The organism is Paractinoplanes rishiriensis, assembly GCF_016862375.1.
Taxonomy (GTDB): domain Bacteria; phylum Actinomycetota; class Actinomycetes; order Mycobacteriales; family Micromonosporaceae; genus Actinoplanes; species Actinoplanes rishiriensis.
On sequence record NZ_BOMV01000035.1, the window covers coordinates 85,918 to 112,454 of the forward strand.

The window sequence follows — 26,537 nt, forward strand, 5'->3', positions numbered from 1 at the left end:
ACGTGCCCCTCACGTTGAGCCGGTCCCTGCTGCGGACCCTCGGCTTCGTCCTGCTGTACGTGGCCGCCACGTACGCGGGCCGGCTCACCGTGCTGGACCAGGGCAACCTCAGCATGGTGTGGCCGGCCGCCGGGGTCCTGACCGTCTGGTTCGTGGTGCAGTGGCAGTCCCGCTGGCGGGTGCTGGACGCGCTCGCGCTCAGCGCCGCCACGGTGGCGGTGAACATGGCCACCGGCGCCACGGCCGCGATGGCCGCGGTGTTCCTGACCGCCAACGTGGTGCAGGGTGTGGTCTTCGTCCAGCTGTTCCGGAAATGGCTGCCCGACCTCTGGTTGCCCACCGGGGAGACCCTGGCCCGGCTGTCCCAACTGTGGCGTTTCGTCGCGACCGCCGCGATGGCCACCGCGGCCGGCACGGCTGTCGGCCCGACCGGCCTGTGGCTGGTCACCGGCCGCTATGAGCCGGAGACCGCCCTGGTCTGGCTGGCCCGCAACGGGGTCAGCATCATCCTGATCGGCATCGCGGTGTGGCGGATCGGCTGGTCGTTCCAGGAGCGCCGGCGCCGCACCGGCCCGAGCGTCTGGTCCGGCCTCGACCGCAACCGCCGGCTCGAGTACGTGGCGGTGGTGCTCGCCTCCGCCGTCGGCTACTTCCTGGTGTTCGGTCTCACCGATCAGGTCCCGACGGGGTTCACCCTGATCAGCATGACGATCTGGGCCGCGCTGCGGCTGCGCACCACCTTCGTGATCCTGCACGACCTGGCGTTCGGTGCCGCGGTCGTGGTGTTCACCCTGCACGGCACCGGTCCGTTCGCGCAGATCGCGTCGTACCCGATGCGGGCCCTGGTCGCCCAGCTGTTCGTGCTCACCGTGACCGTGGTCGGGCTGGCGCTCGCGCTCGGCCGGGACGAACGCCACCAGCTGGTGACCCGGCTGCGCGAGTCGGAACGCGCCGCGGTCGAGCAGGCCCGGACGATGGCCGGCATCATCGACGCGATGTCCGAGGGCCTCGCCGTGGTCGGCGAGGACGGCCGGTTCCGGTTGACCAATCCCGCCGCGGGCCGCCTGATCGGAGTCTCCAGCGAGTCCGGCCGGGTCCAGGACGCCGGCTTCTACGGCCTGTTCCGCCCGGACGGCACGCCGATGGCCGACGACGACATGGTCCACCGCCGGATCTTCGCCGGCACCTACGACCAGCCGATGGACGTGCTGATCCGCAATCCGGCGAGTCCCGACGGCCGGGTCCTCCAGGTGAGCGGCGCCGAACTGCCCACACCCGCGTCCGGCCAGCGGGAAACCGTGGTCATCTACACGGACGTGACCGCCGACCGCCGGCACCGCGACGAGCTGGCCTCGTTCGCCGGCGTCGTCGCCCACGACCTGCTGAACCCGCTGACCACCATCGAGGGCTGGTCGGAAACCCTGGCCGACGAGCTGGACGGCCCCGCCGGCGTCAGCGTGTCCCGCATCCAGCGCGCCGCGGCGCGCATGCGCAGCCTGATCAGCGGCCTGCTGGCCTACACCACCGCCCGCGACGCGGGCCTGTCACCCTCCGCGGTGGATCTGGCCGAGGTGGTACGCGACATCGCCACCGCCCGCCTCGACCAGGCGGCGAGCACCGGCGCCCCGATGCCCCGCTTCGACCTAGCCGACCTGCCCACCGTCAACGCCGATCCGGTCCTGACCCGCCAGCTACTGGAGAACCTGATCGGCAACGCCATCAAGTACACGGCCCCGGACGTGGTGCCGCACGTCGCGGTGACGGCCGAACCGACGGGCGACGGCCACGTCCGGATAGCCGTGTCGGACAACGGCATCGGCATTCCGGCCGGCCAGCACGAGGCCGTCTTCCAGAACTTCCACCGGGCGCACATCGAGGCCGGCTACGCCGGTACCGGCCTGGGCCTGGCCATCTGCAAACGCATCGTGGAACGCCACGGCGGCACCATCACGGCTGCCGCGGGCGCCGAGGGCGGCTCCCGGATGACCTTCACCCTGCCGCTGCCGCGGTCCGGCTAACGCCAGAACCCGTGGTGCACGGCCACGCTGGCACCGGCGAGCGCGGCCGGCCCGTCCACCACGATCTGCCGCCCGCCCCGCCCGAACACCTCCCGCGACGAAAGCCGCAGCGGCGGCACCCCGGCCTCCTCGGTGACCATCCCCGCCAACTCGGCCTCCGACAGCGCGAACACCACCCGCCCGATCCCCGACCAGTAGATGGCGCCCGCACACATGGCACACGGCTCGGTGCTGGTGTAGAGGCTGCTGCCCTCGAGCTCCCCCCGATCCAGCCGCCCGGCCAGCCGAACCAGATTGGTCTCCGCATGCCCGGTCGGATCGTCCTGGGTGACGACGGTGTTCCGGGCCTCCAGCACCACCCCGCCCGGCGTGACCAACAACGACCCGAACGGGTGGTCACCGAGCTCCCTGGCCTCCCACGCAAGCGCCACCGCACGCTGCAGGTGGGCCTCGTCATCGGGAGTGATCACGGTCGAGCTGACCAGCGCCATAGCCCAGGCTAACGCCCCGCCCAGCACCGTCGCGGAGTCAACCGTTCCGGGTACTGACTCGGTAACGGAGATGAACGACGCCGTTGCGAAATCGGCGCTCGTCGAGGAGATCGAAGTCGGTGCGCGCACCAGTTGGCAGCCCCGGCTTGCCGCCTCCGACGGCCAAGGGCCAGACGAACAACTGGCACTCGTCGACCAGTCCCGCCCGCATCGCTTGCGCCGCCAGGTCGGCACCTCCGATGGTGATATCACTGTCGGCCGTGGCCTTCAGCCGGCGTACGGCGGCAGGGTCGAAGCGGCGCTCCACGCTGGTGCGGGCCGTCGAAACCGCGGTGAGAGTCGTGGAGTAGACGATTTTGTCCGCCGCTTGCCAGGCGCTCGCGAAGTCGGCCAGAAGACCGGACTGCGCGGCGAGCGCAGCGTCGGTTTCCCAGACAGCCATCATCTCGTACAGGCGCCGCCCGTACAGAAAAGTACCCGCAGACCGCAGAAGATCCGTGGTGAACGCAAACACCCCGTCGTCGCGCGGCAACCAGGAGAAGACTCCGTCCTCGTCCTCGATATATCCATCAAGCGACACATTGGTCACGTAGATCAGCTTTGCCACGCCTCTTCCTCCCGGTGCACATGGGCAGGTAAATCCGCCCTTCGCCCCTTCTACGAACGGCTCGGGCCGGATCCGACACCACCCCGAAAGAAAGTTCCCGAGGATCGTCGCACGCCAGCGCTCCGCTTCCGGCAGACAAGGCGTGTCGACTCGGCCCACCCAGCCCCGACCGCGGGCAGACAGCACCGTAGGGGTTTCAGGGGCATCGGCTCGGCGTAACCGATCGGCGCCCGGGCTCCGCACCAAGCCGACCCGCCGCTACCCCGCCGGCATGCCATCTCGATCAACTCGCTGGGCAACCTCCTCCGTCTGATGTGCGCCGGGTCCACCAGCTGACGATCTGGTCGTCGATGACCAAGCCGCGGTCGACGATGCGGGCGAATGCTTTGGGGCCAGCGACCCCTGCAGGCATTCGGTGTCGGCCACGCGCTGGCAGACCGGCTAAGCCCGGTTCTCGCCGCGCGCTCGCCGCGCACATTCGACTTATCTTCACCGACAATTGGGCGGACGAATACCTATTTCTCCTCGTCGGCCAAGGCCGGGAGACCGTACAGCGACTCCACTAATCGATCTATGCCGTGGCCCTGCCCAACGTGCGACAGCCCACGCCGAAAATCGCATTGACGGCGTGGATAGCGTACGTTCGTGGCGTCTCCGTCCCGCCGGTTACTCGGCTTCCTTGTCCTGGCGGGGTGGCCCGGGCTGGTTGCCGTCACCATTCTCGAGTTGATCCTCCTGGTGGAGCCCACCGCGATCGCCCTGGTGACCGGCGCGCTGGTCGGCCGCCTCGCCGAGGCCGCCGCTGACGACCGGCTCACCGTAACGGCCGCCGGCGGCGGCACCGGGCCGATCCTCGCGATACTCGCCACGCTGTTGGTTGCCGGCAACGCGTTGCGCGCGCTGAGCCGTCCGTTGACCGACCGGGTCAGCTCGCGCATCGACGCCGCGGTCCGCCGCGAGCTGACCTCTCGGGTGCTGGCCCTGCCTACCCTCGACCGCGTTGAGGACGCGGCGCTGCAGGACTCGCTGGCCACCATGCGGTCGCCCATGTTGACGTGGATGGACGAGGGGCTCGGCCGAGCCGCGGTCGAGCGTTTCCGGTCCGCGCTGACCATGGTCGGGCTGGTGACGGCGATGCTCGTGCTGTGCCAGGTGGTGTGGTGGTGGGGACCGGCGACGGCCGCGGTGGCGCTGCTGCTGGGCCGGTTCCGGTCCGGCATGTGGCGGCACTTCTTCGGGGTCATCAAGGAAACGATGCCGGCCGCGCTGCGCGGGCAGGCCTGGCTGGCCATCATGGCGGGGAGCCGGGACGCGAAGGAGGTGCGGATCTTCGGGCTGAACGGCTGGTTGCAGCGGCACGCCGACGACAACATCGCCGACGCCGTCACCCGGGTCGTCGCCGCGCGGGAGGCGCTGCTGCGACGCGAGCTGGCGGTCTTCCTCGGCTGGGCGGCGACCGCGTCGCTGGTATACGTCGCCGTGGCCACCTCGGGCGCCATGTCGGTGGGCCGGATCGCGGCCACGATCGGCGCCGTGTCCGCGATGTTCGTCATCTCGATGACCAGCCAGGGCGAGGACATGGACGAGGTGGTCGCGCCCGCAGTGGAGTCGATCACCAGGGTCCGCGAGGCCGCGCCCAGCCTCGAACCTACGCCACCGCCTCCCTCCGGCACGGGTGAGATCTCCCTGACGGAGGTGCGTTTCGCGTACGGCGAGGTGGGTGTTCTCGACGGCGTCACCCTGACGCTGGGCCACGGCGAGGTGGTCGCAATCGTCGGCGTGAACGGCGCCGGGAAGACCACCCTGGCCAAGTTGCTGACCGGCCAATACCGGCCGGGAAGCGGAACCGTGGTCACCGAGCCCGCCGCATACGCGGTCTACCAGGATTTCAACCGCTACGAGCTGAGCGCGTACGAGAACATCCGTGTCGCGGCACCGGAAGCGACGCGGGAGCAGGTGGAGGCCGCAGCCGCGGCGGTCGGCGCGACGGCGATGATCGAACGGCTGCCGCACGGCTGGGCGACGGTCCTCTCGCCCAAGTACGCCGGCGGCAGCGACCTGTCCGGCGGTCAGTGGCAGAAGATCGCGCTGGCCCGGGCCGTGCTGGCGGCCGCGACCGGCACCCGGCTGCTGGTCCTCGACGAGCCGACCGCCAACCTGGACATCGAGGCCGAGTTGGACGCGTTCAAACGGATCAGTCAGGCGCGCGGCGACGCCACCGTCGTGCTGATCTCGCACCGGTTCTCGACCGTGCGCAAGGCCGACCGGATCGTCGTCCTCTCCGGCGGCCGGATCACCGAGGACGGCAGTCACGCCGAGCTGCTCGCCGCCGACGGCGAGTACGCCCGGATGTTCCACCTGCAGGCCCAGCAGTTCCAGGAGGCCGGATGAGGTTCGCCGAGATCCGTACGGTGCTCTCCGCCTGCCTGCGCCACCGGCCCGCCCGCACCTGGCTGCTGATCGCGATGACCCCGCTGCTGGCGATCGCACCCGGGCTCACCGCCCTCGGGCTGCAGTGGGTCGTCGACGGCGTGCTCACCGGCTCCCGTCCGCTGCTGGTGGGTGGCGCGCTCGCCGCAGCCGCCGCGGGGGCCTTCGGGCTGGCCGGCAACCGCGTCGTCCAGGTGCAGGCCGGACTCCTCGCCGGTGAGGTCGGTCCCGAACTGGACAAAGAGATCATCCGGTGGATCGCGACTATGCCAACCACCAGCCACCTCGAGGAAACTGCTTCGCTGCACCGGATCGAGCAGATCCGCGGGCTGGGCCAGCGAATCGTCTCGTTCGGAGTGTCCGGCCTGGTGACCGTGCAGATCGTGCTCTGGCTGGGTATCACCGCGGTCCTGCTGGCGCGGATCCACCCCGTCCTCGTCGTGCTGCCGCTGTTCGCCGTGCCGTCGATGCTGCTCAGCCGCGTAGCCTCGGGCAAGATCGAGGCAACTCGGGCGGAGACGGCCGAGCACAACCGGGCCCAACAGCACCTCTTCGCGATGATCACGGAGAGTGCCTCGGCCAAGGAGCTGCGGCTCGGCAGGTCCGGCGCCCACATCGCGGGGATCGCGCGTCACCTGCGCGGCCAACGAGACGCCGCGCTCTGGCGGAGCACGCTGGCGGTCAGCGGCCTCACGCTCACCGGCTCGCTGCTCTTCGTGGCGGCCTTCATCGGGGCGCTCCACCTCACCGTCCGGCTGGCTCTCGCGGGCGACGTCAGCCCGGGCACGCTGCTGCTGGTGGCCACCCTGGGCGGCCAGATCCGCGGCCAGCTCGAACTGCTCATCTTCGCGGTCAGCAACGTCGTCCGCAGCGCCGGCATGGCCCGGCAGCACCTATGGCTGCGTGACCTCTACCAGTCCGCCACCACCGGGACAAAGCCGTCGCCCGTACGCCTCCGGGACGGCATAACCCTGTCCGGCGTCAATTTCTCGTACGGCGGACCACCGGTGCTGCACGACATCGACCTGCACCTCGCCGCCGGCCAGACGGTGGCGCTGGTCGGTGACCACGGCAGCGGTAAGACGACGTTGGTCAAGCTGTTGTGCGGGTTCTACCGCCCGGCAACCGGAACCATCACGGTGGACGGCGAGTCACTCGACGAGCTCGACCCGGCGGGCTGGCGGAACCGGATAACCGCCGCCTTCCAGGACCTGAGCCGGTTCCCCTTCCTGGCCGGCGAGTCGGTCGGCGTGGGCGACCTGCCCCGGATCCACGACATCGCGGACGCGGCCGAGCGAGGCGGCGCCGCCCAGGTCTTCGACCGCCTGCCGCAAGGCGACCAGACCCAGCTGGGTAAGTCCTTCAGTGACGGCGTCGAGCTGTCCGGCGGCCAATGGCAGAAAATCGCCCTGTCCCGAGCGTTCATGCGCTCAACGCCGCTGCTCGCGGTACTCGACGAGCCGACTGCCGCGCTGGACGCGGCCAGTGAGTACGAGGTCTACCAGCGGTACGCCGCAGCGGCCCGGCGCTGGCAGCAGGAAACCGGCGGCATCACCCTGCTGGTCTCACACCGATTCGCCACCATCCGGATGGCCGACCTGATCGTGGTGCTCGACCACGGCCACATCATCGAACAGGGCACCCACGCCGAACTCATCGAGCGTGCCGGCCGCTACGCCCATCTGTACGGGTTGCAGGCTGCCGCCTATCAGTGAACGACCGGCTGATCCCGATCTTCCGGATCCCCGCCAACGACGAAGGGCCAGCCGACACCCCGGCTGACCCCACATTTTGCACAACGCTACGCGTTGTGGGCCGGACGCGTCAGTGCGAACACCGCCCATCACCGTTACCGGTGACCCACTACCGGGGCGTTTGACCAGGTCACGGGGTCGGGGTGAGGCCCGATGAGCTTCATCCGCCGCCGTGACAACCCGGTCACGCTCGCCTCAGCCGTCTGGTCCGAGCCGCATCTGCCGCCGCGCAAGGCGGCCCGCGAGCAACTCGTCACCACGCTGGTAGCCGAGTTGTACGGCACGCTCACCAACCTCAGTGTCTCGGACACCGAGGCGTACGCCGTCTTCCTACGCACCGTGGCGATCCTCAACGTGTACGCCGTCAAGGAGGGACGCCGATGACCGGGCATACGCCCCCTCCGACCTCGTACACCGCCGCCGAGAAAATCAGCCCCTACCAGCTTCTCATCGACCTGCACGAACATGCCATCGCCCGCCCGGCCCGGCCGTCGAGCACCGACCTGCTAGCCGAGCTGGCATTGGCCGCCGCCGTGGTCGCCTGGTGGCGTCGATGGCAACCGGCCATCATCCATGCCGCGCTGCGGGCCGGCGCGGACCTTCCGGACATCGCCGCCGCGACCGGCCTGGACCCCTCCGAGGTCATCGGGCGGTGGCAGCGCTGGGCTGAGGTCCAGACCGGCACGGACATCGGCGGACATCCGCTGCTCGACCCGGACGAGGTCCGGACCATCCACCACCGCATCGCGAAGGAGGTGAAACTATGAATCCGACTCGAATCGCACGGAATCTGAGTACAGCGGCGGTGGCGTCGATCGCCGCGTGGTCGTCGTGGAGCCACATGGTCCACGTGGCGTTGCGCTTCGGTGAACGGCCGGAGGTGGCCTACGTCCTGCCGATCTCGGTCGACGGGATGCTCATCGTCGCCTCCACCGTGATGGTGGACGACCAGCGTGCTGGGCGGCCGGTGCGCTGGTCCGCGCGGATCGCGTTCCTCGCTGGGGTGACGGCCAGCGTCGCCGCGAACATCACGGCAGCCCAGCCGACCCTCGGCGCCCGGATCGTGGCCGCGTGGCCCGCCGTCGCGCTGCTGCTCGTGGTGGAGATCCTGTCCCGCGCCCGGCAAACGTCAGCAGAACCCGAGGGTGACCCCGGCCTTGGCCCCGTCCCGACGCCAACGGCCTCCGGCGATGGCCACCCTATCCTCGCTGAGACAGCCAGCACGAAGTCCTCATCATCAACCGCCGTGCCATCGCCGAAACGCCGGACACCACCCTCGTCAGCGTGGACATCAGATCGTCGGCGTCGCCGGGAGGGCGGCACGTCGGAAGCGGTGTCGCGCATACGCGCGGACGACCCACACGCGAGCACGGCGGACATCGCCACCCAGCTCGGAGTGACCGAGCGTCATGTCCGCCGATTGCTGAACGCCGGGGCAACCCAAGGACCCATACCCGACGACGGCCCGTCTTGAACCGATCTGCCGGCTGGTGCGACGACGTCAACCCGTGCAGTCGCGCCAGCCCGTCAGCGGCTACCAGAGTCGTCTCCGAATACCTCCGGAGCCCACTGGCCTGGGGCATGATCCGCGCGCAACCTGCTGGGTGGCCGTAGGAGTAGGGATAGCGCAAAACGCCTACGCGGCCAACGCGGGGAACACCACCACTGAGCCGTCGCCGTTGCGGGCGATTTCAATAGCCAGGTCTGTGGGGCGGCCGTTGACGATGGACTCGTCTCCCAGCCTGCGGATCCGGTTTGCCGCGCTCATCAGGCGATCGACTTCACCGGTCGTGAAGACCGGCAGTAGACCGTGCGGGCGTGCCAGTTCGAGCGCCGACAGTCGGCCAAGGACACGGGCGATGTCCGACTCCAGTTTGTCGAGGCGCTGTTGATCTACTCGGAGTACCCGGGTGAAATTCTCGAACAAGTTGCCCGGGTCACCCTGCGCATGGTCGACGGCCTGCAGGATGATGACCCGCCTCTTCAGCGCTATCGCCAAGGTGGCGAGTTCAAGGTGGGTGCGGAAGATTCCGCCGTTCGTATCGACGCCGGGAAATGACTTGGTCAGGGTGTCGATCCCGGCGGCCTTGTCGGCGGACAACTTGTCGAGTGCATTCTGCCAACGGGTGAGGCGGCGGTCGGTGGCGGCCAGCGCTTTGCCGATGGCATGCACTGCCGAGTCAAGTCCGAGTGAGACACCAAGCTTGCCCTGGTCGAGCAGGATGGCGGTGGCTTTGTCGATGGCGTCGCGGCAGCCGTCGAGTTCGCTGCGCTCGTCGTTGAGCCTGTCGTCGTGCAGTTGCTCCAGCAGTTCCGTGATGCGTTCAACCGCCTGCTGACGCTTGTAGTCGGCACGTGCGCTCACTCCTACCGCTACGGCCATGAGCACGAGCGGTGCGGCTACGGTGAGCGCCGCGCTGCCGGCGACCGCTGCGCCGGCCGTTGCCCCGGCTCCACCGACCGCGCCCGCTGTTGCCGCCTTCCCGACTGGCACGAACGTCGCGTTCGCGGCGATACCCGTCGAGTCCACGAGTGTGCCGTAGATGCCGCCGGCTGCCGCCTTCGATGGCATGGGGCGAACGATGCCCTGGCCTACCTGAGCGGCGACCTTCGCTGGAATCACCATGCGGTACAGACACCCACCGGCAGCGGGTGCCGCTCCTGTGGAGTTTCGCGCTGACTGACTGATGAGCTGCGAGAGGTGCTGCGCCAACGGACTCGCGGCGTCGAGCGGGATACCCCGGCTGCGATCGACATCGGCGGGTAGCGGATACGCCTCAAGTGTCGCGATCGGTTCGTCGGCGAGAACGGCCAGCACACTGCGTAGTTCGGTCAAGCGCTCAGGCGTCATCGGCCCATGTCCGGTTAGCGCAGGCACCTGGCCGTTTCCGGTCGCCAGAGTCCACACCGGCACGACTGACCTGTTGTCGCTGGTCATCGTCTCTCCTGTTCCCAAGTAAGAGCCTGAAACGCATCAGCCGGATCACCGTTGGTTCCAGGTCGGGCCTGACGCGGAGCCAGATCATGAACGAGACGAATGGTTTGCCCGAGACATCGGACAAACCATGACGTCGGCATCACTATCGCCGCTGGAGCACGGCGAGTTCATCGCGGGCACGGGTGGCGGCCACATATATCAATGACCGGGCACGCAACTCGGCGTCGTGCCGTTCGGCGTCGTCCAAGCCGTCGAGCCGGGCCTGCTCGGCGGCCGAACGGAAGCCAGCATCAGCGAGCACTACCTTGGCGAACTCCATGCCCTTGGCCCGGTACATGGTCATCACGAGCACCCGGCCTTCGGCTGGCCGGTCACGATCGACTGCTCGCGCCGGTACGCCGCGCTCATTGAGCGCGTTGACCACTCGCTCGCGCTGGAACTTGTCGGGCACAAGGACAGCGATCGTCTCGGGCGTCGCTCCGCAGTCAAGCCAGGAACGGATCCGGTCCGCAATCGTGTCGAGTTCGGCTGCGAGCGAATCCACGCTGTCCACCTTCGGGGCCGGCCCCGATCGAGCCGAACGGTAGCCGGTGGCTTCTTCCTGATCTTCGAGGTCCACGTAGTCGCCGCCGTCGAGCATCGCCATCGCATAGCGCAGGTTCTGTGCGGTGGTGCGGTAGTTGAGGGTGAGCCGCTGTGAGCGGCCGACGATCTTGATGCCGTACCGGCCCAGGACGATGTGGTTGCCGTAGATGCGCTGGTGGGAGTCCTCGGCGATGAACAGGTCGTCCTCGCCGTCGGCGACCAGGGCCCTCAGCACCTGCCAGTGCGTCGGCGACAGGTCCTGTCCTTCGTCGACGAGCACGTGGTCCGCTTGGCCGCCGGTGGCAGCGAGATGGGCGGCGGCGACAGCCGCTGCCTCGGCAAAGTCGAGGGTGCCGTCGATACGGCACTGAGCCCGGTACGCAGCGATCAGTGCCCACACTCTGTCGCGCTTGGCGCGGTCCAGGGCGACACCGCGATTGGATCGCCGGACACGGCGATATTCCGCCTCGTTCTTCACCCGACTGGGCAGGACCACAAGAGCGTATTCGGCGCTCAGGAAGGTCTCGTTGGCGATCTCCGGTGGCAGTTCCGACGACGATGCCTCGATGACTTCTCGCCACCGCCCGTTCGGGGTGCGTGCGGTGGGGCTGGATCGAGCGTCGCCCAGCACGGTTTGAACGGCATCGGTGATGGCCGTGCCGGCCGTCCGAATGACAGCGGCTGCCAAAGCATCGACGCCGTTGACGTATACACCTGGTTCGTTGAGCGCGGTCGTCTGCGGAATCGCCGGATCGAGTTGGGCGAGGCCGTCGCGGAGGGCGTCAGCCAGGTTCGTGGTGAACGTCGTCAGCACGATCCGGGCGTGCGGCTGTTCGCGGGCCAATACGCGAGCACGGTGGATGAGCACGACGGTCTTGCCGGTGCCGGCTCCGCCGGATAGCCGGAAAGGGCCCTTGTACCGACGCACGGCATAGCGGCGTTGCTCCGGATGCAGGAATACCCGCCACGATCCGAAGTCGCCTTTCTCGATGACCCGACGAAGTTCTTCCTGGCCGTCGATGAACGCGAACTGGGCCTGGGCGGCGGGTTGCTTGAGCGAACGCAACAGGTCGGCGTCTTCGTCGCCGGTCTCTTCAGGCGTCGCGATTTGCAGCCGTTCGGCAATGGTGTCGATCGAGTCCGAGGTGGCCAGGTCTACCAGGAGCATCCCGAGCCAGCCGTCATGTCGTTGAGCGAGGTCGAGGATGGTGTCTTCGTCCGGTGCGGCCAGCGCCAGGTCGGCGACGTCGGCGGGAACGCCGAGCCGGCCGACAAGATCCTCACGAACGCGCCCGAGCCGAGCCAGGAGTGGCTCGGCCGGGGCTACGGGCGGATCAACAGTATGTGCGGCCGTTCCCGACCGCTCGAGTCGGACCTGTTCGATCTGGGGAAGGCCGTTGATCGGGTTGACCTTCAAGCGGACCCGGCTGGCGACGGCGATCGCGTCGTCGTGCGGCCAGACGCCGTGGATAACGTAGTGACTCTCGCCCGCCCCGTCGAGCCGGAACATCACGGCGCGCCAGAACTGGTCGACGCGGCCGGTGCGTACGCGCGGGTCGGCCGCGCCGGCGATCGGTTCAAGGTGCAGACCTGGGGAGGTGTCGTCGGCGGAGAGCTTCTGAAGGAAGGTCATCGCCTTGGCCTTGACCGAGCCGTCGATCTTGACGGGCCACTTGGTCATGATGATGGTCGGCATCAGCGCTCTCCGAGGTCGGTGGTACCGGACAGTGCGGCGATGATGGCCTCCGGTTCCGGCTTCACCACCTGCCAGCCGGCGGAGTGGAGGTCAGCTCGGTCTTGGTCGGGCATGTCGTAAAGATCGACAGCAACTTGCAGATTCGGCCAGCAGATGTCCATCGGAATGCCGTCCGGACCCTCCGCGCCGATCAGCGGAGCTTTCAGCTCGCCATGGGCGGCGAGGAGACGGATCAAGTCACGCTCCACACCCGAAGCGGCCGACTCATACGCGGAGGCCCAGCTCTCGTCGACGCCGTCGGGAAGGCTGTCGGAAGCGGCAGGCTCCGGGGCCGCCACCTCCGCGGCCGGGCTTCCCACTCGGCTGGCAGTCGTGATGACGGTGGGCCAGTCACGTAACGACATGGCGTTGGCCAGTTGCAGCCACAGGCGCCACGCATCCGCGTGCGTGGCGTCGAGAGCCTGGTCCCGGTCGTCGAGCACTACTGCGGCCGGCAGAGCCGACTTGGTCGGCTCGACGACGATGGCGACAGCGCCGAACTTCCGTGCCAGGACGGTCCGGGTGCCGGGAGACAGTTCTTCGCCGAGCAGTACGGCTCGCCCGACCGCGGCGAGGCTGATCCCGTCAGCACACGTGCGCCGGGACTGAGAGTCGACCAGGAACATCGGCACGGCCCGCGCAACGATCCCGATCTCCGCGGGCCTGGGGGCGGACACCCAGGACAGCAGCCAGCTGATCGGGCCGCCGCGCAGCCGCTCGTACGCGCTGGGCGCGGTCTGGAACGGCGCTTGCTTGATCAGCTTTGCCACCGTGGCCTCGGCGAACCAGGCTGGAGTGGTCGGGGTTTGCTGCTCGGCGGCGGCGATGTCGGCTGCGGTCACCGCCAGCACGATGCGGCCGGTATCGCGCAGAATCTGCCGTTTCTCGGCATCCTCGGCGAGCCGGTTGCGGGATGGGACGGCGTGGAAGGCATGTCCGTCGGTGAACACGGCCACCGCGGGTACCGAGGTGTCGTTGGATTCCAGCAGGAAGTCGGGACGGGAGTTCTCGACGTTGACCTGCGGGGTGAGGGTCCATTGGCGGTGGTCGCCGGGGAGCGTGAAGCGGAGGGCGTTGCCCCACGGTTTCGGCACCTCCGTCATGGCTGCCCCGATCGCGGCCAGCCGCGCCGTGACCAGCTTGCGGAAGCGCTGTTCCAGATGTGATTCGGGGCTGTCCTGTGGTGGGGTGGTGACGAGCGTCCACGGCGGGCCGTCCGCGGTTTCGGCCTCCTCGTTCAGGCCGAGCAGGTGGGCGAGATGGCGCTCGGCCGAGGCCCGCGACGTGCGGCGAAGCATCGCGGGCGGGGTGAAGGGCAGCAGGCAGCGATGGCACGCGAGGCGTTCCTCGTGCCGGCACTCGCAGTCGTGAACTCGTTGCCAGGCGACCGCGAGCAGGTCACGCAGACGGCCGGGGTCGGACAGGTCGGCCAGATATCCGGTTCCTCCGGGCACGACGTCGTGCAGCAGGAGCGCGTCATGGTTGTCAGTGCCGTCACTGAGGGTGGGCTCAACAACATGCTCGATCCGGAGGTGGTCGGGGTGTCCGCCGATCTGCTCGCGCAGACCCAACAGGACGGCCGCGGCCAGGCTCGGTACGGCGAAATCGTCGCCGAGGGTGACCGCGTAGGGAAGGCGCAGCAGCAGACCTTGGGTGTGCAGCGTCCGGGAGAGAGCGACCACGACGGTGTTCTCCGTGTCCGCCTTGCGGTACGGGCACCAGGCGCGGTGTTCGTGCGGGCGGTTACGCCCGGAGTCCGTGTCGAGCTTGCCGCACCCGCTGCACACCCGGAACAGCGTGCCGGTGCGCTCGTCGGCCGAGATGATCCGCGACGTGCCGTGACCGGGGACACCCACGTTCAGCCAGCGCAGGTCCATGCTGCGCAGATAGGTGCAGCCCAGCCCGGTGTTGTCGGCGTACCACTTGGCCGCGATGCCTGCCGGATCGATGTCGGGGGCCGTGATGAGCTGAAACGGGATGCGGTCGCGCTGGTCGCGCCGATCGGAGATCTTGACTTCGTCGCGGCGTACCTCGGCCGAGACATGGGACAACTCGACGACGTCGAGACGCTGGCCGGTGTCGGCGATGCCGGTGCTCCCGCACCGTGGACACTTGGCGATCGGCTGCTCCTGGCCGGTGGCCGCGATGTCAGCCGCGAATCCGCAGGCGGGGCAGAACGCCCAGGGACGGATCGACTCACCGTCGATGCCGAGGTCGATCGCGTCGACGGCGATCTCCCAGCCACGGGCGTAGAACGTCGCGCCGGGTGCGAACTCGCGGATGGCCTGCGCCGAGCCGCGCCGGAACTGGGCGCTGTCGCTCTCGAACTCGCCGGAGTCCGGGTTGGTCCAGCTGATCCCCACGGCGAGGGTGACGGTGTCGTCGAGCAACGTGTAGTTGGGCAGCAGCCCGTACTCCTCCAGCACGCTGATCCAGTACTCGCCGCGCAGGTGCGCGAGCTGACCGCTGACCAGCTTGCGCGTGGTATTGGCCGACCGCAGGGCCCGCTTGTCGTCGTCGGTCTTGGCCGGCGACGCGAACTTGGCCTCCAGCTCGGGCAACACCTTGTTGATGTCGGCCTGGCGCTGCTTGAGTGTCTCGACGGTCTGCTGCCACCGTTGGCTGGCCGCGTGCACATAACCGGCGAACAGGCTGGTGCCGGCACCGACGGACGGCCGGACCCAGTCGCTGAGCGCGGTAACGGTGGGCTCGGGTAACGACGTTATGGTGTCGGTGAACCGGCGCACCACGACGGGGCCACCCGTCTCGGCGACGGCAATGAGTTCACCGAGGAACGAGCCTGGGTCGCTGGCTCCGATGGCCTTCTGCGCGCTGGCCGGGTGGGTGTGCCGCTCGTCGCGGGCCATCCCGTCGATCAGGCAGGCGGTGAACTGCCGTCGCAGGATCTCCTCGGCGCTCAGGTAGGTGGCGGGCGGCCGGACCTCGCCGTTGATGACCGACAACGGATCGCCGAGCTTGGGCAACTGGTCGCCGCGCCCGGTGAGGTAGGCCAGGTTGAGGGCGTTGCCGGTCAGCCGGCCTGCCCGCCCGACCCGCTGCAGATAGGACGCGACGGTGCGGGGCAGCGACGAGAGCAGGACGGTGGACAGGTCCCCGATGTCGATACCCATTTCCAGGGTGGGCGTGGCGACCAGCACGTTCGGCGCTTGCGGCTCGGTCGACGACTTCTTGAACCCGTCCTCGTAGCTCAGCCGGGTGGCGTCGTCGAGCAAACTCGTGTGTTCCCGCGCGACGATCCGGCGCATGTCCGGCGAGGCGTACAGCCGGCGATAGAAGTTGTCGGCCAGGGTCTCGCGGGTGAGGCGGCCATGGCAGCGCACCAGCATGCAGGGCGCCCCGTCGAGCTGGTCGACGGCGGTCCGGCTACCCGGCACCACGGCCCGGCAGGTGTCACAAGCCAGCAGGTGCCGCTTGGCGGCAAGGTCGGCGTGCCGAGTCGGGGCCACCTGGACACCTGAGGGCGGGATCGCGTAAACGGTGGCGCCGCTCTGGCTGGTGACGGTGGACAGGACACCATCGCGGGCCAGCCGGTCGAGCAGCAGCCGGGTGAGCCGGCCGCCGTCGGCGGGGCTCGCCGACAGCGCTCGGGATGTCCAGCGCGCGTACCAGGATTGTGCCGAGGTGACCGCGTCCAGATCGCTGTCGCGGACCGAATTAGCCGAGCCGCCGACGCGCGGATAGCTGGGGGCCGGCCGGGTGTTGGGAAAGGCGGGCATGCCGTCGCTGCGGGGCCGGCCGCCCCAGATGGACCAGCGGTTGCCGTCCTCTTGGCGGAACTTGGTGAACCAGGGATGATCGATCGCGCCCTGGGCCCGCATCCGGTCCAGCACGCCCCGCACCCACTGCACGAGCTGCTCGTCGGTAGGTTCGGTGAGCTCCGCGTCGAGCGGGCTCTGGACGGCGAATCCGGTCAGCACGCTTCGCGCGGCGGCAGCCATCCGGGCGGGCGGCCCGGCGTCCACCTCTACCGTCGCGGCGCCGGTCAGTTCGAGGGTCCGGCCGGTGCGCGAGTTGAGCCCGAACTCCAAGGCCACGTCGAGCGCGAGCCGCTTGCGAACCCGGGACATCACCCGGGCCGGCACCCCACGCAGGGTCTTCGACGTCCAGAACGGGGTGAACGACTCCCGATCGACACAGTCGGGGCCGAGCAGCCGATAGCGCTGGAAGTGGTCCGTGCCGGTGCGCTGGATGACGTCCTCGACCAGAGCGTCCAGGGTGAGCGCGCCGGGAGCGATCGCGGCGTTGAGTGCCGCGCGCAGGGTCAGCGTATGCGAACGGGCCTCCACGAAACCGGCCCGGTGCGCGGCGTCCTGCACCGAGTCGGTGAAGACCAGGGCCTTCTTCTCTCGCAGGTCGAGAGCCGCCGATCCGAACAGGGTGGACAGCGACACCGACAGCAGGGTGGCGATGGCGCTGCCGAGGAAGCGGATGCCGTCCGGCTGGGCGCACGACGGGCAGGTGTCGTGCCGCGCCTGCTCGTCGGCGTCACGCCCGGCGCTGGTGAGCACCGGCAGGATCCAGCCGTCACGCAGGTCGGGGTCGTCGTCGCCGGGCGGCGCGGCGAGCAACTCCCGGCCACGCACCGAGAACCAAGCCAGCCCCTCCGGAACAGCGGTCCCGCCGTACGCCGCGTCGGCCTCGGCCGGTGCGTACAGCAGAGCCCGGAACCGCCCCTCCTGGTTGGCGTGGTTGCGCCGGATCGTCTCGTCGTCAACGGCGAGACCGGTGCCGACTGGAGCGAGCGCCACCCCCCAGCCGGATCGGCCGCAGAACCGGCAGTAGACGGCCGGAAACGACGGCCGGACGTCCTCGGTGTCGCCGCCGGCCACCGGCGGCCCGTCGTCGCCCCAGCGGAACCGGGCGGTGGTGTCGGCGGCCCGGTCGATGCGGGTGAGTTCCCGCACCCACAGGTGCACGTCGACCGCGAGCGCGTCGCGCCCGACAACCGCCCGGATGTGCCCGAGAGCCGCCACCACGGCGGTGATCGCCCCCGCCCAGTCGTCGTCGAAGCCGCCGGCCGCGAGACTGGAGGTGCGCCGCTCGGCCTGGCCGGCGATCCGGCGGACCAGGTCATCGACGCTGATCGCGTCGACGGTCTCGAAGGCCAGCTCTTGCACCAACGGGTGCGCCTTCGCCAGGGCGAGCAGCAGGTCCGGTCCGGCTTCGGCGAGCCGGTCCCGGTCACCGGCCCAGAGCAGACCCAGCACCGTATGGGCGAGAACCGCGCCGTCCGGGTCAGTGCCGAGGTCATCGACAGCAGCACGGACCTCGCTCGCCCGGAACTCGTCTGCGACAGCGAACCCGGCCTCGGCGACCACGGTCTCCGCGTCACCCACCCACTCGGCGAGGTCCTGCCGCGACTCGGTCACCAGCGCATCGGCCGAGAACCGCTCACCGAACACCGTCTCAGCAAAACCCAGCATCGAAGCCGGATCGCCCTTGTCACCGAGGGTTGCCGACGTTGCCACCGGCGCGATCAAGCCAAGCGGCCGGGCCCGAGCCTCGTCCGTGACCTCCGGGTCGTCGTCGCGCCAGTGGCTCTTCAGTGCCAGGCCGAGGCGGCGCAGCAGCATCGCCACGTCAGTGCCCTGCGCGCCGTCGTAGGTGTGGAACTCGTCGAGCACCAGGTACCGCAGGCTGGTCGCGGACTGCCGCCACAGGCTCTGGTCATCGTGGCGCAGCAGCAACTGGTCGAGCATCTTGTAGTTGGTGAGCAGAATGTCCGGGGCGGTGTCCCGGATGACCCCACGATCGGTGATCAACCCGTCCGCCGTGACCATGGTCCGCGGCTGGTCCTTCTGCCCGGTGTAGAGCGCCGCCGTGATCGACGCCAGCTCCGGATGCCCGGTGAGTAGCCCGGCGAGGCGGGCCGCCTGGTCGTTGGCGAGGGCGTTCATCGGGTACAGGATCAGCGCTTTGATCCCGGTGACACCCTCCAGCCGGGCCCGCCGCACGTGGTCCAGGACCGGGTACAGGAACGCCTCAGTCTTACCCGAGCCGGTGCCGGTCGTGACCAGCGTAGGCTGCGGGCGCTGCCCGCCCAGCGAGGTCAGCCGGGCGAAGGCTGCGGCCTGATGACCGTACGGCGGCGGGCCCGCATACCAGTCGAGGTGCTGCCGCCAGCCCGGCTCGGCGGGGCGGAACGGCAACCGCAGCCGTACGTAGGGGCCTTTGAACATGCCGGTGACCGGGTCGGACAGGAACGTGTCGAGGCCGTCGCGCGGGTCCGTCTCGGTCAGCGCGAACGTGGTCGTCAGGTAGTCGACGAGACTGGCCCGAACGTTTGCTGCCTGGACGGTGGGGAGTAACTCGGTCACTGACGATCCCGCAGGCGCTGCTCGAAGACCGCGTACGCCTCCCGCATGTCCGCCTCCCGGTCCAGGGTGACGAACGGCAGCTCATAGCTGTAGGTGTTGCCGGCCTGGTTGGTGGCGGTGCGCTCCTCGGCGGCGATCCGGTCGCCCTTCTTCCGCCAAACGGTGAGGACCGAATTGGGTACGAGCCGGCCGTTGGCATCGTAGAAGTAGACGTTGCCGTCATAGCCCCGGAGCACGGCGAACTGGGTCCGATAGATCGAACACAACTCGTCAGCAGTCAACCCGAGCGCCAGCGCTACCAACGCATCAATCTCCACCAGAGCCTGCCGCCGGTCGGCCGCAACCCGCAACGGTGTCGTCGGCGTCCACTCCGGCCCAACCTGCCCTAACGTCGCCTGCTGATTGTGGTCGAGCCCTCCGGTCCATCGATCGCGACAGAACTCGACTGAATAGCACGCTCTCCAAAGATCGGCGTAGGCGTCCGTGACGGCGTTCAGACGCAGAGCGCGGAGGAGCAGGTAGACGTCCAGAGGCTGCCGTCGGCCACGAACCATCCGAGCCACCGCGCCCGCACGGATTGTCGACTTGGGCGCAACCCGAATTGAGAAGTCGGTGATCAACGCTGAAAGGTATCCGCACACGATGGCAATATCGGATGGGTCGCCGTCAGGCATTCCTATCGAAAAGACGCCGTCAACGTGAGCCGGCCCTGGCGGAATCAACCCCGGGATGAAGGTGCGCTCGCCCTGGTTGGCTGCCATCGTGCGCCAGGCGATGCGGTAGTGATCGCGGGCCGGGTTGGGGTGCTCCTCGTCGCCCCAGTCGGTGTAGGCGCAGTCGTAGTCGTAGCGGTCACCCCGGCGTTGGTAGGCCGTCGCCGGAGTCGCGTCAACTGCTAGCGTCTCGAAGTCCGTCACCGACCAGTCTTGGTTGTTGCGCAGCGACTCGTTCGGCTCCTTGTAGAACGGCGTCGACACGAACAGGTGCGGCCCCTGCAGGATCACGTTATCCCAGGAATCCGGCACGCCCCATTCCGACTCGAAGTACCCCTTGCGCCGATCTGTCGTCTCGTTCCATCCCTGCGAGAAACGGAGCCCAAGCTCGCCGATACGCGATGCGCGAGACAGCTTTTCGAGGACAGATGCCGTTGACTGGTTTACTGCGTAAACCATCCGGGTCTCCCGAACCGGCACGTCGTCGGTCTCCATCGTGGCGTGCCAGGCGCGCAACGTGTCATCGGCAACCCTGGTGACCCGCGAGCGGTGCGGCCGCACGTCCCAACGTCCCTGGTCGTCCTTGAGACCGGGTTCCGGCCCGGAACCGTCGTGCACCACCGACCGCGCCGCAGTGTCGGGGTGATAAAGCCAACTCGCCTGCGTGAAGCTCGGCCGACTCTGCCGCGACCCGTGGATGGTGATACCAAAATGCTTGTGATGTTCGATCTCGAAGAGCAGCAGCTCGTTGACGAAGTGCCAGTGGCGGCGCAGGCGAAGGTACAGCTCGGCGCGGAGCGGGCCAGCTCTCTCGTCGGTGAAGTGTGAGTTGAGGTGGATCATGCCGATTACGCCGCGGGCCGATCCATGTCGCCACATCACCTCCATGAAGCACCGGTACAGGTCCGGCCGTAGCCCGGCGAGGTGCGGATATTGCGGTCCCGCGCTCACGAACGAACCGATGCAGACCGTATCCGCCGTGCCGTCGATGACCAGGTTCAGCACGCCAGGCAAAGCGAGGGTGGCATCCCGCTTGGCGGCTACCTGCGCCTGCGACGGCCTCAGCGCGAGCTGCCACCACGGGTCGCCCTCGGCCAGCAGCGCCGAAACGTCGACATCGGGCCGCACCCAGGGCGGGTTGCCGACTTGAAGGTCGAAGCCGCCGCGAGCGAACACTGTGGCGAAGTCGAGCTGCCAGTGGAAGAAACCCTGGCGCCGGGCGATGCGCTCGCACACCACCAGCCACGGATGTTCGCGCAGCACCGTCTCGATCGGTCGGGCCCCGGCAAAACCGATCTCCACCCGTTCGGCCTCGTTGAGTTCGGCCCAGCTCATCCCGGCGCTCAGGGTGGGTCCGGCGGGCTTGCGTTTGCGCAGTTCAGGGTTGCGGCCCAGCAGCGCCTGCAACCCAGCGATCCACTGCGCGACCGTCGGCGGAGCGATCACAGTGCCGTCCACGGTGGCGGACTCGTCGGTGAGCGGCCAGAACCACAGGGCCGTCCACGCGTCCATCGCCCGGCGCAGCCGCCGGTAGGCGCCCTCCTCGTCGGCGAGTGCCGCCTCGATCTCCTCCCGCTGCACCGCCCCGCCGACCGGCAACTCCCCCGCCTGCCACACCGGGATGTGCCGGCGGATCTGCTTCTCGGCGATGTCCACACGGCGATAGGCGATCTGCCACAGCGATTCGACCCGGTGCGCCAGTTCGGCGTACGCGTCAATGGTTTGCTTGGTGGGTTTGGTTTTGGTGCTGCCCCGCCAGGCCTTAAGGTTCTTCGCTGCCGCGGGTGCGAGCGCGGCGGCGTCCTTGGCGTCGGCAGCCGAACCCCAACCGTCGGCAGGCAGCAGGAAGTGGTGGATGCCGCCGGTGCCGACCCGTTCCGCGTCAATGTCCTCGACCAGGGAGGTCAACGGCACCTCGTCCGGCACCGCGCCCAGCCAGGACTTGTCGGTGACCTGGCTGCGCTGGTAGACCGCCCGGCGCGCCCCGATCAGCGAGTTCCCGCGGCGCAGGTGCAGACCGAACCATGGCGCCGCCAGTCCCTTCACCATCGTGTCCAGCCAGAGGGTGATCTCGGCGAGTTCCACCGCGGTGCCGTTGAGGTCGACACCGTAGACGTTGTGCAGGGCGAGGTACGCCTTCACCTCCTGCAGACGCGCCGGGTAGTCGTCAGGGTCGATGGTTTTGCCCTCGTCGGCGAGTTCCTCCTTGCGGCGCTTGAGGTATTGCTCGGCGAGTTGACGTACCGCCTCGATGGCGAACGCGCCCGAGCCGAGCGCCGGCTCGCAGATCGTCATGCTGAGGATGTCGGCGGCCGGGGTGCGCACGCCGTTCTGGTCGAGCAGTTCCTCCAGCGCCTGCCCGACGGTGAACTTCGTCAGCACCTCGAGGGTGTAGTAGGACGCCGACTGCTGCCGTTCCCGGCCAGCCAGCCGGAACACGAACGAGCCTCGCGGGTGCAGCACCGGCTGCGGCTCGCCGGTTACCTTGTCGATCTGCTTGACGAAGTCGGCGGGCTCGATGCCGTCGGCGCGGTCCACCGGCACCACCCAGGAACCCTTGCTGCCGTCGCCGCCCTTCGCCACCTCGTACATGTCGGTGTCGGCGAAGAAGCCGGTGTACGACATCAGCCCCTCGTAGACCGCGCCGAGCTGGTTGATGCCCAGTTCCGCGTACGAGATGAAGCCTCTGTCTTTACCTCGCCGTTCCTTGCTGAGCAGCAGGTGGGTGAGCACCTCCTGAAGGGCCGCGTTACCGAGACCGACCGCGTCGATGTGCGCGGTGGCGCTAGGCCGGAACAGGTCGGCGCGCAGCGGGTTGAAGGTGAGTCCCGGCGTAGACAGTGCGTCGTCGCTGTTCGGTTCGGCGGTCCGGTGGCCCCGGTCGACCAGTCGGAACAGCACGCCCAACGACTCGTAGAGGTGGGTTCCGGTGCGCGCTCGCGGGGTGGCCAACTGGACCTGGACGAGTTCGCGGAGCCGGTCGAGGCTGTAACCCCGGTCGTATTCGGGGGCGCCGACCGGCAGCACGCCCAGCTCGGGTGAGGCCTCCGCGTAAAGCAGGAACAGGATTCGGTAGAGGAAGCGCAACGCCTGCTTGGCCAGCGGCTGAGCTTCCGCGGCGGGGAGCGGTGCGAGGCCCTGCGCGCGGCGGCGGGCGACAACCTCGTTGGCGATGATCTCGATCGACAGGCGTACGCCCTCGCGGAGATCCTGGGAGACGCCGACGGTGTGTTTGATCGAGTCGGCGAGGACGCCGCTCCACCACAGGTTGCCATCCGCGTCCGGGGCGATCGACGCGGCGGACAGGCAGGTGAGTGCTCGGTCGATCTCGCCGCCGCGCCGGGTGTCGTTGCGTTCGCAGACCAGTTGCAGGTCGACTGCGAGGTAGCGGCCTTCGGCCCAGCGTTCCCGCTCGGTCAGCACCGCCCACCGGCCGGCCAGGATCAGGATCAGTTCGGGGCTGTCGTCCTCGCCGAACAAGGCCGAGACGAGCTTGGCGGCCGAGGTGAGTTCGTCAACGTCGTCGTCCAAGCGCACCGGCGCGGCCAGCGTCCGGCCGTCCTTGGAAAGGATGTCCTCGACCGTGACGACCGGCTGGGCGAGCACGACGACCAGAGACGCCCGACCGGTTATGCCGCGGGCCGAGACTCGCAGGATCGGCCCGTCCGCGTTGACGACGAGGCCGTGTTCACGCAGCTCCAGGATGCCGATGAGCCGTTGATGGATCGATCCGACTGCGTCTGCGACGGTCTGCGGGTCGGTGGCGCCGAGATCGGCCTCCACATCAGTCAACTCGCCGAGCTTGGCCAGGTCGGCTTCCAGTTCCTGCCGAGCTTCGGTGAACCGGCTGCGCGGGGTGAGCCGGCGCTCGTCGGCTTCGGCGTCCCACGCCTTGCGGCGTTCCAGCACCCGTGCGCGGAACGAGTCCTTCGTCGCGTCGGTGGTGAAGTAGTGCTCGGAGATCCAGCCCTCGCCGACCAGGATCGCGTCGGACATGCTCATCGCTGCGCCTCGGCGAGAGGTACGACCACCAGCAGCGGGCGTACGAGTTGCCGGTCCGGGTTCATTTCGGTGACCAGCCGTTGTTCCTGGGCGATGCTGACCCGGCGCTGTTTAAGATCACGGCGTTGGACGAGGGCGTCGGCGTCGTCCTGCCATTGAGCGAGCCGGTGTGACCACTGCTCGACGCGGTGTGCGACGTCCTTCTCGGCCACCGCGAACAGGTCGCGCATCTGTTCACGAGCATGGTGCACGGCCCGTGGGATGAATCGGCTCAATGCCTCCGCGTCGGGCACCGGGCCGGGATTGGCCCGCGGGGTGTCGAAGCCCAGCGCGGCCAGCGCCGTGGCAGCCGACGGGTGCGGGTTTACCAGGGCGAACGACTCGTCGTCGGGGAACGGGAATTCGACGGTCAGCCAGGCCGCCGAGACGACCTGGCCACGCCGGTTGGTGAGCGTGCCGAGCAGCAGCACGGTCGGTTCGTCGACGTCGCCCCGGACCGCGAACACCTGGTTGCGGCCCAGCCCGGCCAGGGCTCGGTCCGAAGCCCAGTCCAATACCGGGTGCAGTGGGCTCAGATAGTGCGCGTCCGGCCAGCTGGAGCCGGTGTCGTCGCGCAGCGCCTGTTCCAGCCGGTCCGTTCCGCGGGCCTGGGTGGTGGCCAGAACGAGTTTGTCGGTGACCCGCCGGTCGGCGAGATAGCTCTGCGGCAGCACGTCGAGCCGTTGCACCAGATCGGGTGGCGGGATCAGCTCGGCGGTGCCGAAAGCGGGATCGCGCCGCCAGGCGACACCGTTGTTGTGTACCGGCCCGGTCGGGTCGACGAAGGCGGCGTGCAGCGCCTCTTCGAGGTACGAGACCTCGTCCGGGTAGAGCCCTGACCCGGCGTTCACGGTCGTCTCGGCCAGCGGTTCCTCGTCGGAGTCGTCGGCGTCGACGATGCCGAAGAAGATTGCCGACAGATCGTCGCCGGCCAGCACCTCGTCCGGCGTCCGCACCACCTCGTCCAGGGCACGCTGCCCAGCCAGGACCGTGCGGATGGCATCCTCCTCGCCCTTGACGTCGTACTGGCCCATCAGCGAGGCAGCGTCGCCGAGTGCGCGGTGCGCCTCGTTCTCCTTGTCGACCAGCTTCGCCAGGATGCGGATGTCGCCGGCGAAGCGTTCGCTGTCCGGCTCCAGTAGCAGGGCGGTGATCCGGGGCCGGTCCCGCTGTCTGTACCGGTCGATGCGGCCGTTGCGCTGCTCGATCCGGATGAGGCTCCACGGGATGTCGAAGTGGATCAGCTCGTGACACTGGGCGTGCAGGTTGACGCCCTCGGAGGCGACGTCCCCGGTGACCAGGACCCGGACCGGGGCGTGCTCCTGCTTGAAGGCGTCCACCACGCGCTGTTGCTCGTCGTCGGGCAGTCCCCCGTGCATGATCGCGACGGCCTCAGTGGGTAAATCGAGATCGGCCGGCAGGTGTTCGTGCAACCACGTCAGGGTGGCGACCCGTTCGGCGAAGATCACCGCCCGCATCCGCGAACCGGATCCGACGCCGATCTCCCGGAGCCGCTGGACCAGTCGGGTGTACTTGGCCGAGCCCGCCGTCAGCGCCGTCGCGTTGAGAGCGGCCAGCCGCTGCAGGGCCGCTCGTTCGACCGTGCCGGCGGCGTCCTGCCGAAGCCGCCCCAGACGCTGCCGGACGGTCTCGGCCAACGCGGCCGGTGACGACAGGAAAGCCTTGGCGAGCGTCCACGGGAAGAGCGAAGCGTTCTGTCCCGAGTAGGGGGTGCGCTGGTCGGGCGGCCAAAGCCAGACGTCCTCGAGTTCGCGGGCGACCGCGTTCTCCGCCGGGCTCGCGGGCACCAGTAGGTTCTCCGGCTCTTGCCGCTCCGCCCAGTCCGCACCGACGACCCTGGCCACCTCGTCGCTGTGCCGGTGGCGGCGGATCACCAGACGTTCGATCTCCGCAGCCACCAGGTCGCCGTCGGGTGGGATAGCGGACGGATCGAGCAGCCGAACCAGTTCGGCGAAGGACTCCTTGCGCCCGTTGTGCGGGGTAGCTGAGGCCAAGATCAGCGTTTCCGCATTGCGCGACAGGGTGCGGGCCAGCCGGTTGTTCTGGGTGGACGCATTCGCGAGGTTGTGCGATTCGTCGATGACGACCGCGTCCCAGCGTTGCTTCCTCAGACTGGCCGCGTACCGCTCCAACTTCAGGGTGTCGATCGAGATGATCGCCCGCCGGAAATAGGTGAACGGGTTGCGGTTCGCGGGAAGCTTCTGCCGGACTCGCTGGATGCCGGCAGAGTCGAGCCGGACGAACGGCAGCGCGAATCGTGACCACAATTCCTGCTGCATCTGTTCGAGCACGTGGCGGGGCGTGACGATGAGGATCCGTTCCCCTCGGCCCCGACGCACGAGCTCCGAGAGAATCATGCCGATCTCCAGGGTTTTGCCCAGCCCGACCGCGTCAGCCAGGAGGATCCGCGGGCGAAGATTGTCCGGGTCGAGGGCCTTGCGCACGGCAGCCTGTTGGTAGCTCAAGGGTGTGGCCAGGGCCTGCGTGGCGACAGTTAGCGAACGCTCGGCCAGCGGAATTGCGGTCTTGCGGTAGGTGGACTCGAGCCAGAGCCGCGCCTTGCGGTACCGCGGGCTGTCGTCCGCCACGACGCTCGCGGCGGCAGGGTCGAGCGGTGCGATGCGGTCGAGAGAGGCGTAGAAGCTGGCCGTGACGTCACGCACGAGTTCACCGAGGCCACGGACGTGCACGAGAAGTCCGTCCGCAGTCTCCTCCGCGGTCTGCACCAGCCATTCCTCGTCCCGGATGATCACGACCGACCCCGGTGCCAATTCGAGTGGCGCCTCGGCAGCGACATTGTGCACGTCGTTGTCCCGCTTTCCCATCGAAATCTTTCGAGACTTAATCCTATGTGGATCTATGCCCG

General features: G+C 68.7%; 13 protein-coding genes. 6 read left to right on the plus strand and 7 right to left on the minus strand.

Features of this window, described 5'->3' with window-relative positions; genetic code table 11:
• Positions 1-2: 2 nt before the first annotated feature.
• Positions 3-2,018 carry a sensor histidine kinase gene (locus Ari01nite_RS16225; RefSeq protein WP_203782084.1) on the plus strand — a complete coding sequence of 672 codons (2,016 nt, stop codon included), beginning with the start codon at positions 3-5 and terminating at the stop codon, positions 2,016-2,018.
• Here the strand turns inward: Ari01nite_RS16225 and Ari01nite_RS16230 are convergent.
• Complete coding sequence (locus tag Ari01nite_RS16230; protein WP_203782085.1) at positions 2,015-2,509, minus strand: nucleoside deaminase; 495 nt, start codon at positions 2,507-2,509, stop codon at positions 2,015-2,017. The two genes, Ari01nite_RS16225 and Ari01nite_RS16230, sit on opposite strands and share 4 nt — an antisense overlap.
• Positions 2,510-2,546: 37 nt before the next feature.
• Entirely contained in the window at positions 2,547-3,116 is a 570-nt protein-coding gene (locus Ari01nite_RS16235) for a dihydrofolate reductase family protein (RefSeq protein WP_203782086.1), read from the minus strand.
• A 645-nt stretch (positions 3,117-3,761) separates the two neighbouring features.
• On the opposite strand from Ari01nite_RS16235, the gene Ari01nite_RS16240 reads away from it, so the two are divergent.
• From Ari01nite_RS16240 to Ari01nite_RS16260, 5 genes are all read left to right on the plus strand, one after another.
• Positions 3,762-5,507, plus strand: a complete 1,746-nt coding sequence (locus Ari01nite_RS16240; protein ID WP_203782087.1) for an ATP-binding cassette domain-containing protein — start codon at positions 3,762-3,764, stop codon at positions 5,505-5,507.
• Positions 5,504-7,261 (plus strand): ABC transporter ATP-binding protein, encoded by a 1,758-nt coding sequence (locus Ari01nite_RS16245; RefSeq protein ID WP_203782088.1) that lies wholly within the window; start codon positions 5,504-5,506, stop codon positions 7,259-7,261. The genes Ari01nite_RS16240 and Ari01nite_RS16245 overlap by 4 nt, the downstream gene beginning before the upstream one ends.
• A 192-nt stretch (positions 7,262-7,453) precedes the next feature.
• The gene (locus Ari01nite_RS16250; RefSeq protein ID WP_203782089.1) at positions 7,454-7,684 is read left to right on the plus strand and encodes a hypothetical protein; all 231 of its coding nucleotides are present in this window, start codon (positions 7,454-7,456) and stop codon (positions 7,682-7,684) included.
• Positions 7,681-8,067 (plus strand): hypothetical protein, encoded by a 387-nt coding sequence (locus Ari01nite_RS16255; RefSeq protein WP_203782090.1) that lies wholly within the window; start codon positions 7,681-7,683, stop codon positions 8,065-8,067. The genes Ari01nite_RS16250 and Ari01nite_RS16255 overlap by 4 nt, the downstream gene beginning before the upstream one ends.
• A complete protein-coding gene (locus Ari01nite_RS16260) occupies positions 8,064-8,774 on the plus strand; it encodes a DUF2637 domain-containing protein (RefSeq protein WP_203782091.1) in 711 nt (236 codons plus the stop codon). Before Ari01nite_RS16255 ends, Ari01nite_RS16260 begins: the two co-directional genes overlap by 4 nt.
• A gap of 162 nt (positions 8,775-8,936) precedes the next feature.
• On the opposite strand, the gene Ari01nite_RS16265 is transcribed toward Ari01nite_RS16260, so the two are convergent.
• The 5 genes from Ari01nite_RS16265 to Ari01nite_RS16285 all read right to left on the minus strand — a co-directional run bounded on the left by Ari01nite_RS16265 (position 8,937) and on the right by Ari01nite_RS16285 (position 26,496).
• Positions 8,937-10,238, minus strand: coding sequence for a hypothetical protein (locus tag Ari01nite_RS16265; RefSeq protein WP_203782092.1), 1,302 nt, complete (start codon positions 10,236-10,238; stop codon positions 8,937-8,939).
• A 142-nt stretch (positions 10,239-10,380) separates the two neighbouring features.
• Complete coding sequence (locus Ari01nite_RS16270) at positions 10,381-12,519, minus strand: UvrD-helicase domain-containing protein (protein WP_203782093.1); 2,139 nt, start codon at positions 12,517-12,519, stop codon at positions 10,381-10,383.
• Positions 12,519-18,896 (minus strand): DEAD/DEAH box helicase, encoded by a 6,378-nt coding sequence (locus tag Ari01nite_RS16275; protein WP_203782094.1) that lies wholly within the window; start codon positions 18,894-18,896, stop codon positions 12,519-12,521. Before Ari01nite_RS16275 ends, Ari01nite_RS16270 begins: the two co-directional genes overlap by 1 nt.
• A complete protein-coding gene (locus Ari01nite_RS16280) occupies positions 18,893-23,611 on the minus strand; it encodes a class I SAM-dependent DNA methyltransferase (RefSeq protein ID WP_203782095.1) in 4,719 nt (1,572 codons plus the stop codon). Before Ari01nite_RS16280 ends, Ari01nite_RS16275 begins: the two co-directional genes overlap by 4 nt.
• Entirely contained in the window at positions 23,608-26,496 is a 2,889-nt protein-coding gene (locus Ari01nite_RS16285) for a helicase-related protein (protein WP_438872172.1), read from the minus strand. Before Ari01nite_RS16285 ends, Ari01nite_RS16280 begins: the two co-directional genes overlap by 4 nt.
• Between the last annotated feature and the right edge of the window lie 41 nt (positions 26,497-26,537).

Bases quoted from the DNA above. Each gene is read 5' to 3' on its own strand.
- Ari01nite_RS16230 (WP_203782085.1), bottom strand. From the start codon at position 2,509: ATGGCGCTGGTCAGCTCGACCGTGATCACTCCCGATGACGAGGCCCAC.
- Ari01nite_RS16245 (WP_203782088.1), top strand. From the start codon at position 5,504: ATGAGGTTCGCCGAGATCCGTACGGTGCTCTCCGCCTGCCTGCGCCAC.
- Ari01nite_RS16250 (WP_203782089.1), top strand. From the start codon at position 7,454: ATGAGCTTCATCCGCCGCCGTGACAACCCGGTCACGCTCGCCTCAGCC.
- Ari01nite_RS16255 (WP_203782090.1), top strand. From the start codon at position 7,681: ATGACCGGGCATACGCCCCCTCCGACCTCGTACACCGCCGCCGAGAAA.
- Ari01nite_RS16260 (WP_203782091.1), top strand. From the start codon at position 8,064: ATGAATCCGACTCGAATCGCACGGAATCTGAGTACAGCGGCGGTGGCG.
- Ari01nite_RS16265 (WP_203782092.1), bottom strand. From the start codon at position 10,238: ATGACCAGCGACAACAGGTCAGTCGTGCCGGTGTGGACTCTGGCGACC.
- Ari01nite_RS16270 (WP_203782093.1), bottom strand. From the start codon at position 12,519: ATGCCGACCATCATCATGACCAAGTGGCCCGTCAAGATCGACGGCTCG.
- Ari01nite_RS16280 (WP_203782095.1), bottom strand. From the start codon at position 23,611: ATGAGCATGTCCGACGCGATCCTGGTCGGCGAGGGCTGGATCTCCGAG.
- Ari01nite_RS16285 (WP_438872172.1), bottom strand. From the start codon at position 26,496: ATGGGAAAGCGGGACAACGACGTGCACAATGTCGCTGCCGAGGCGCCA.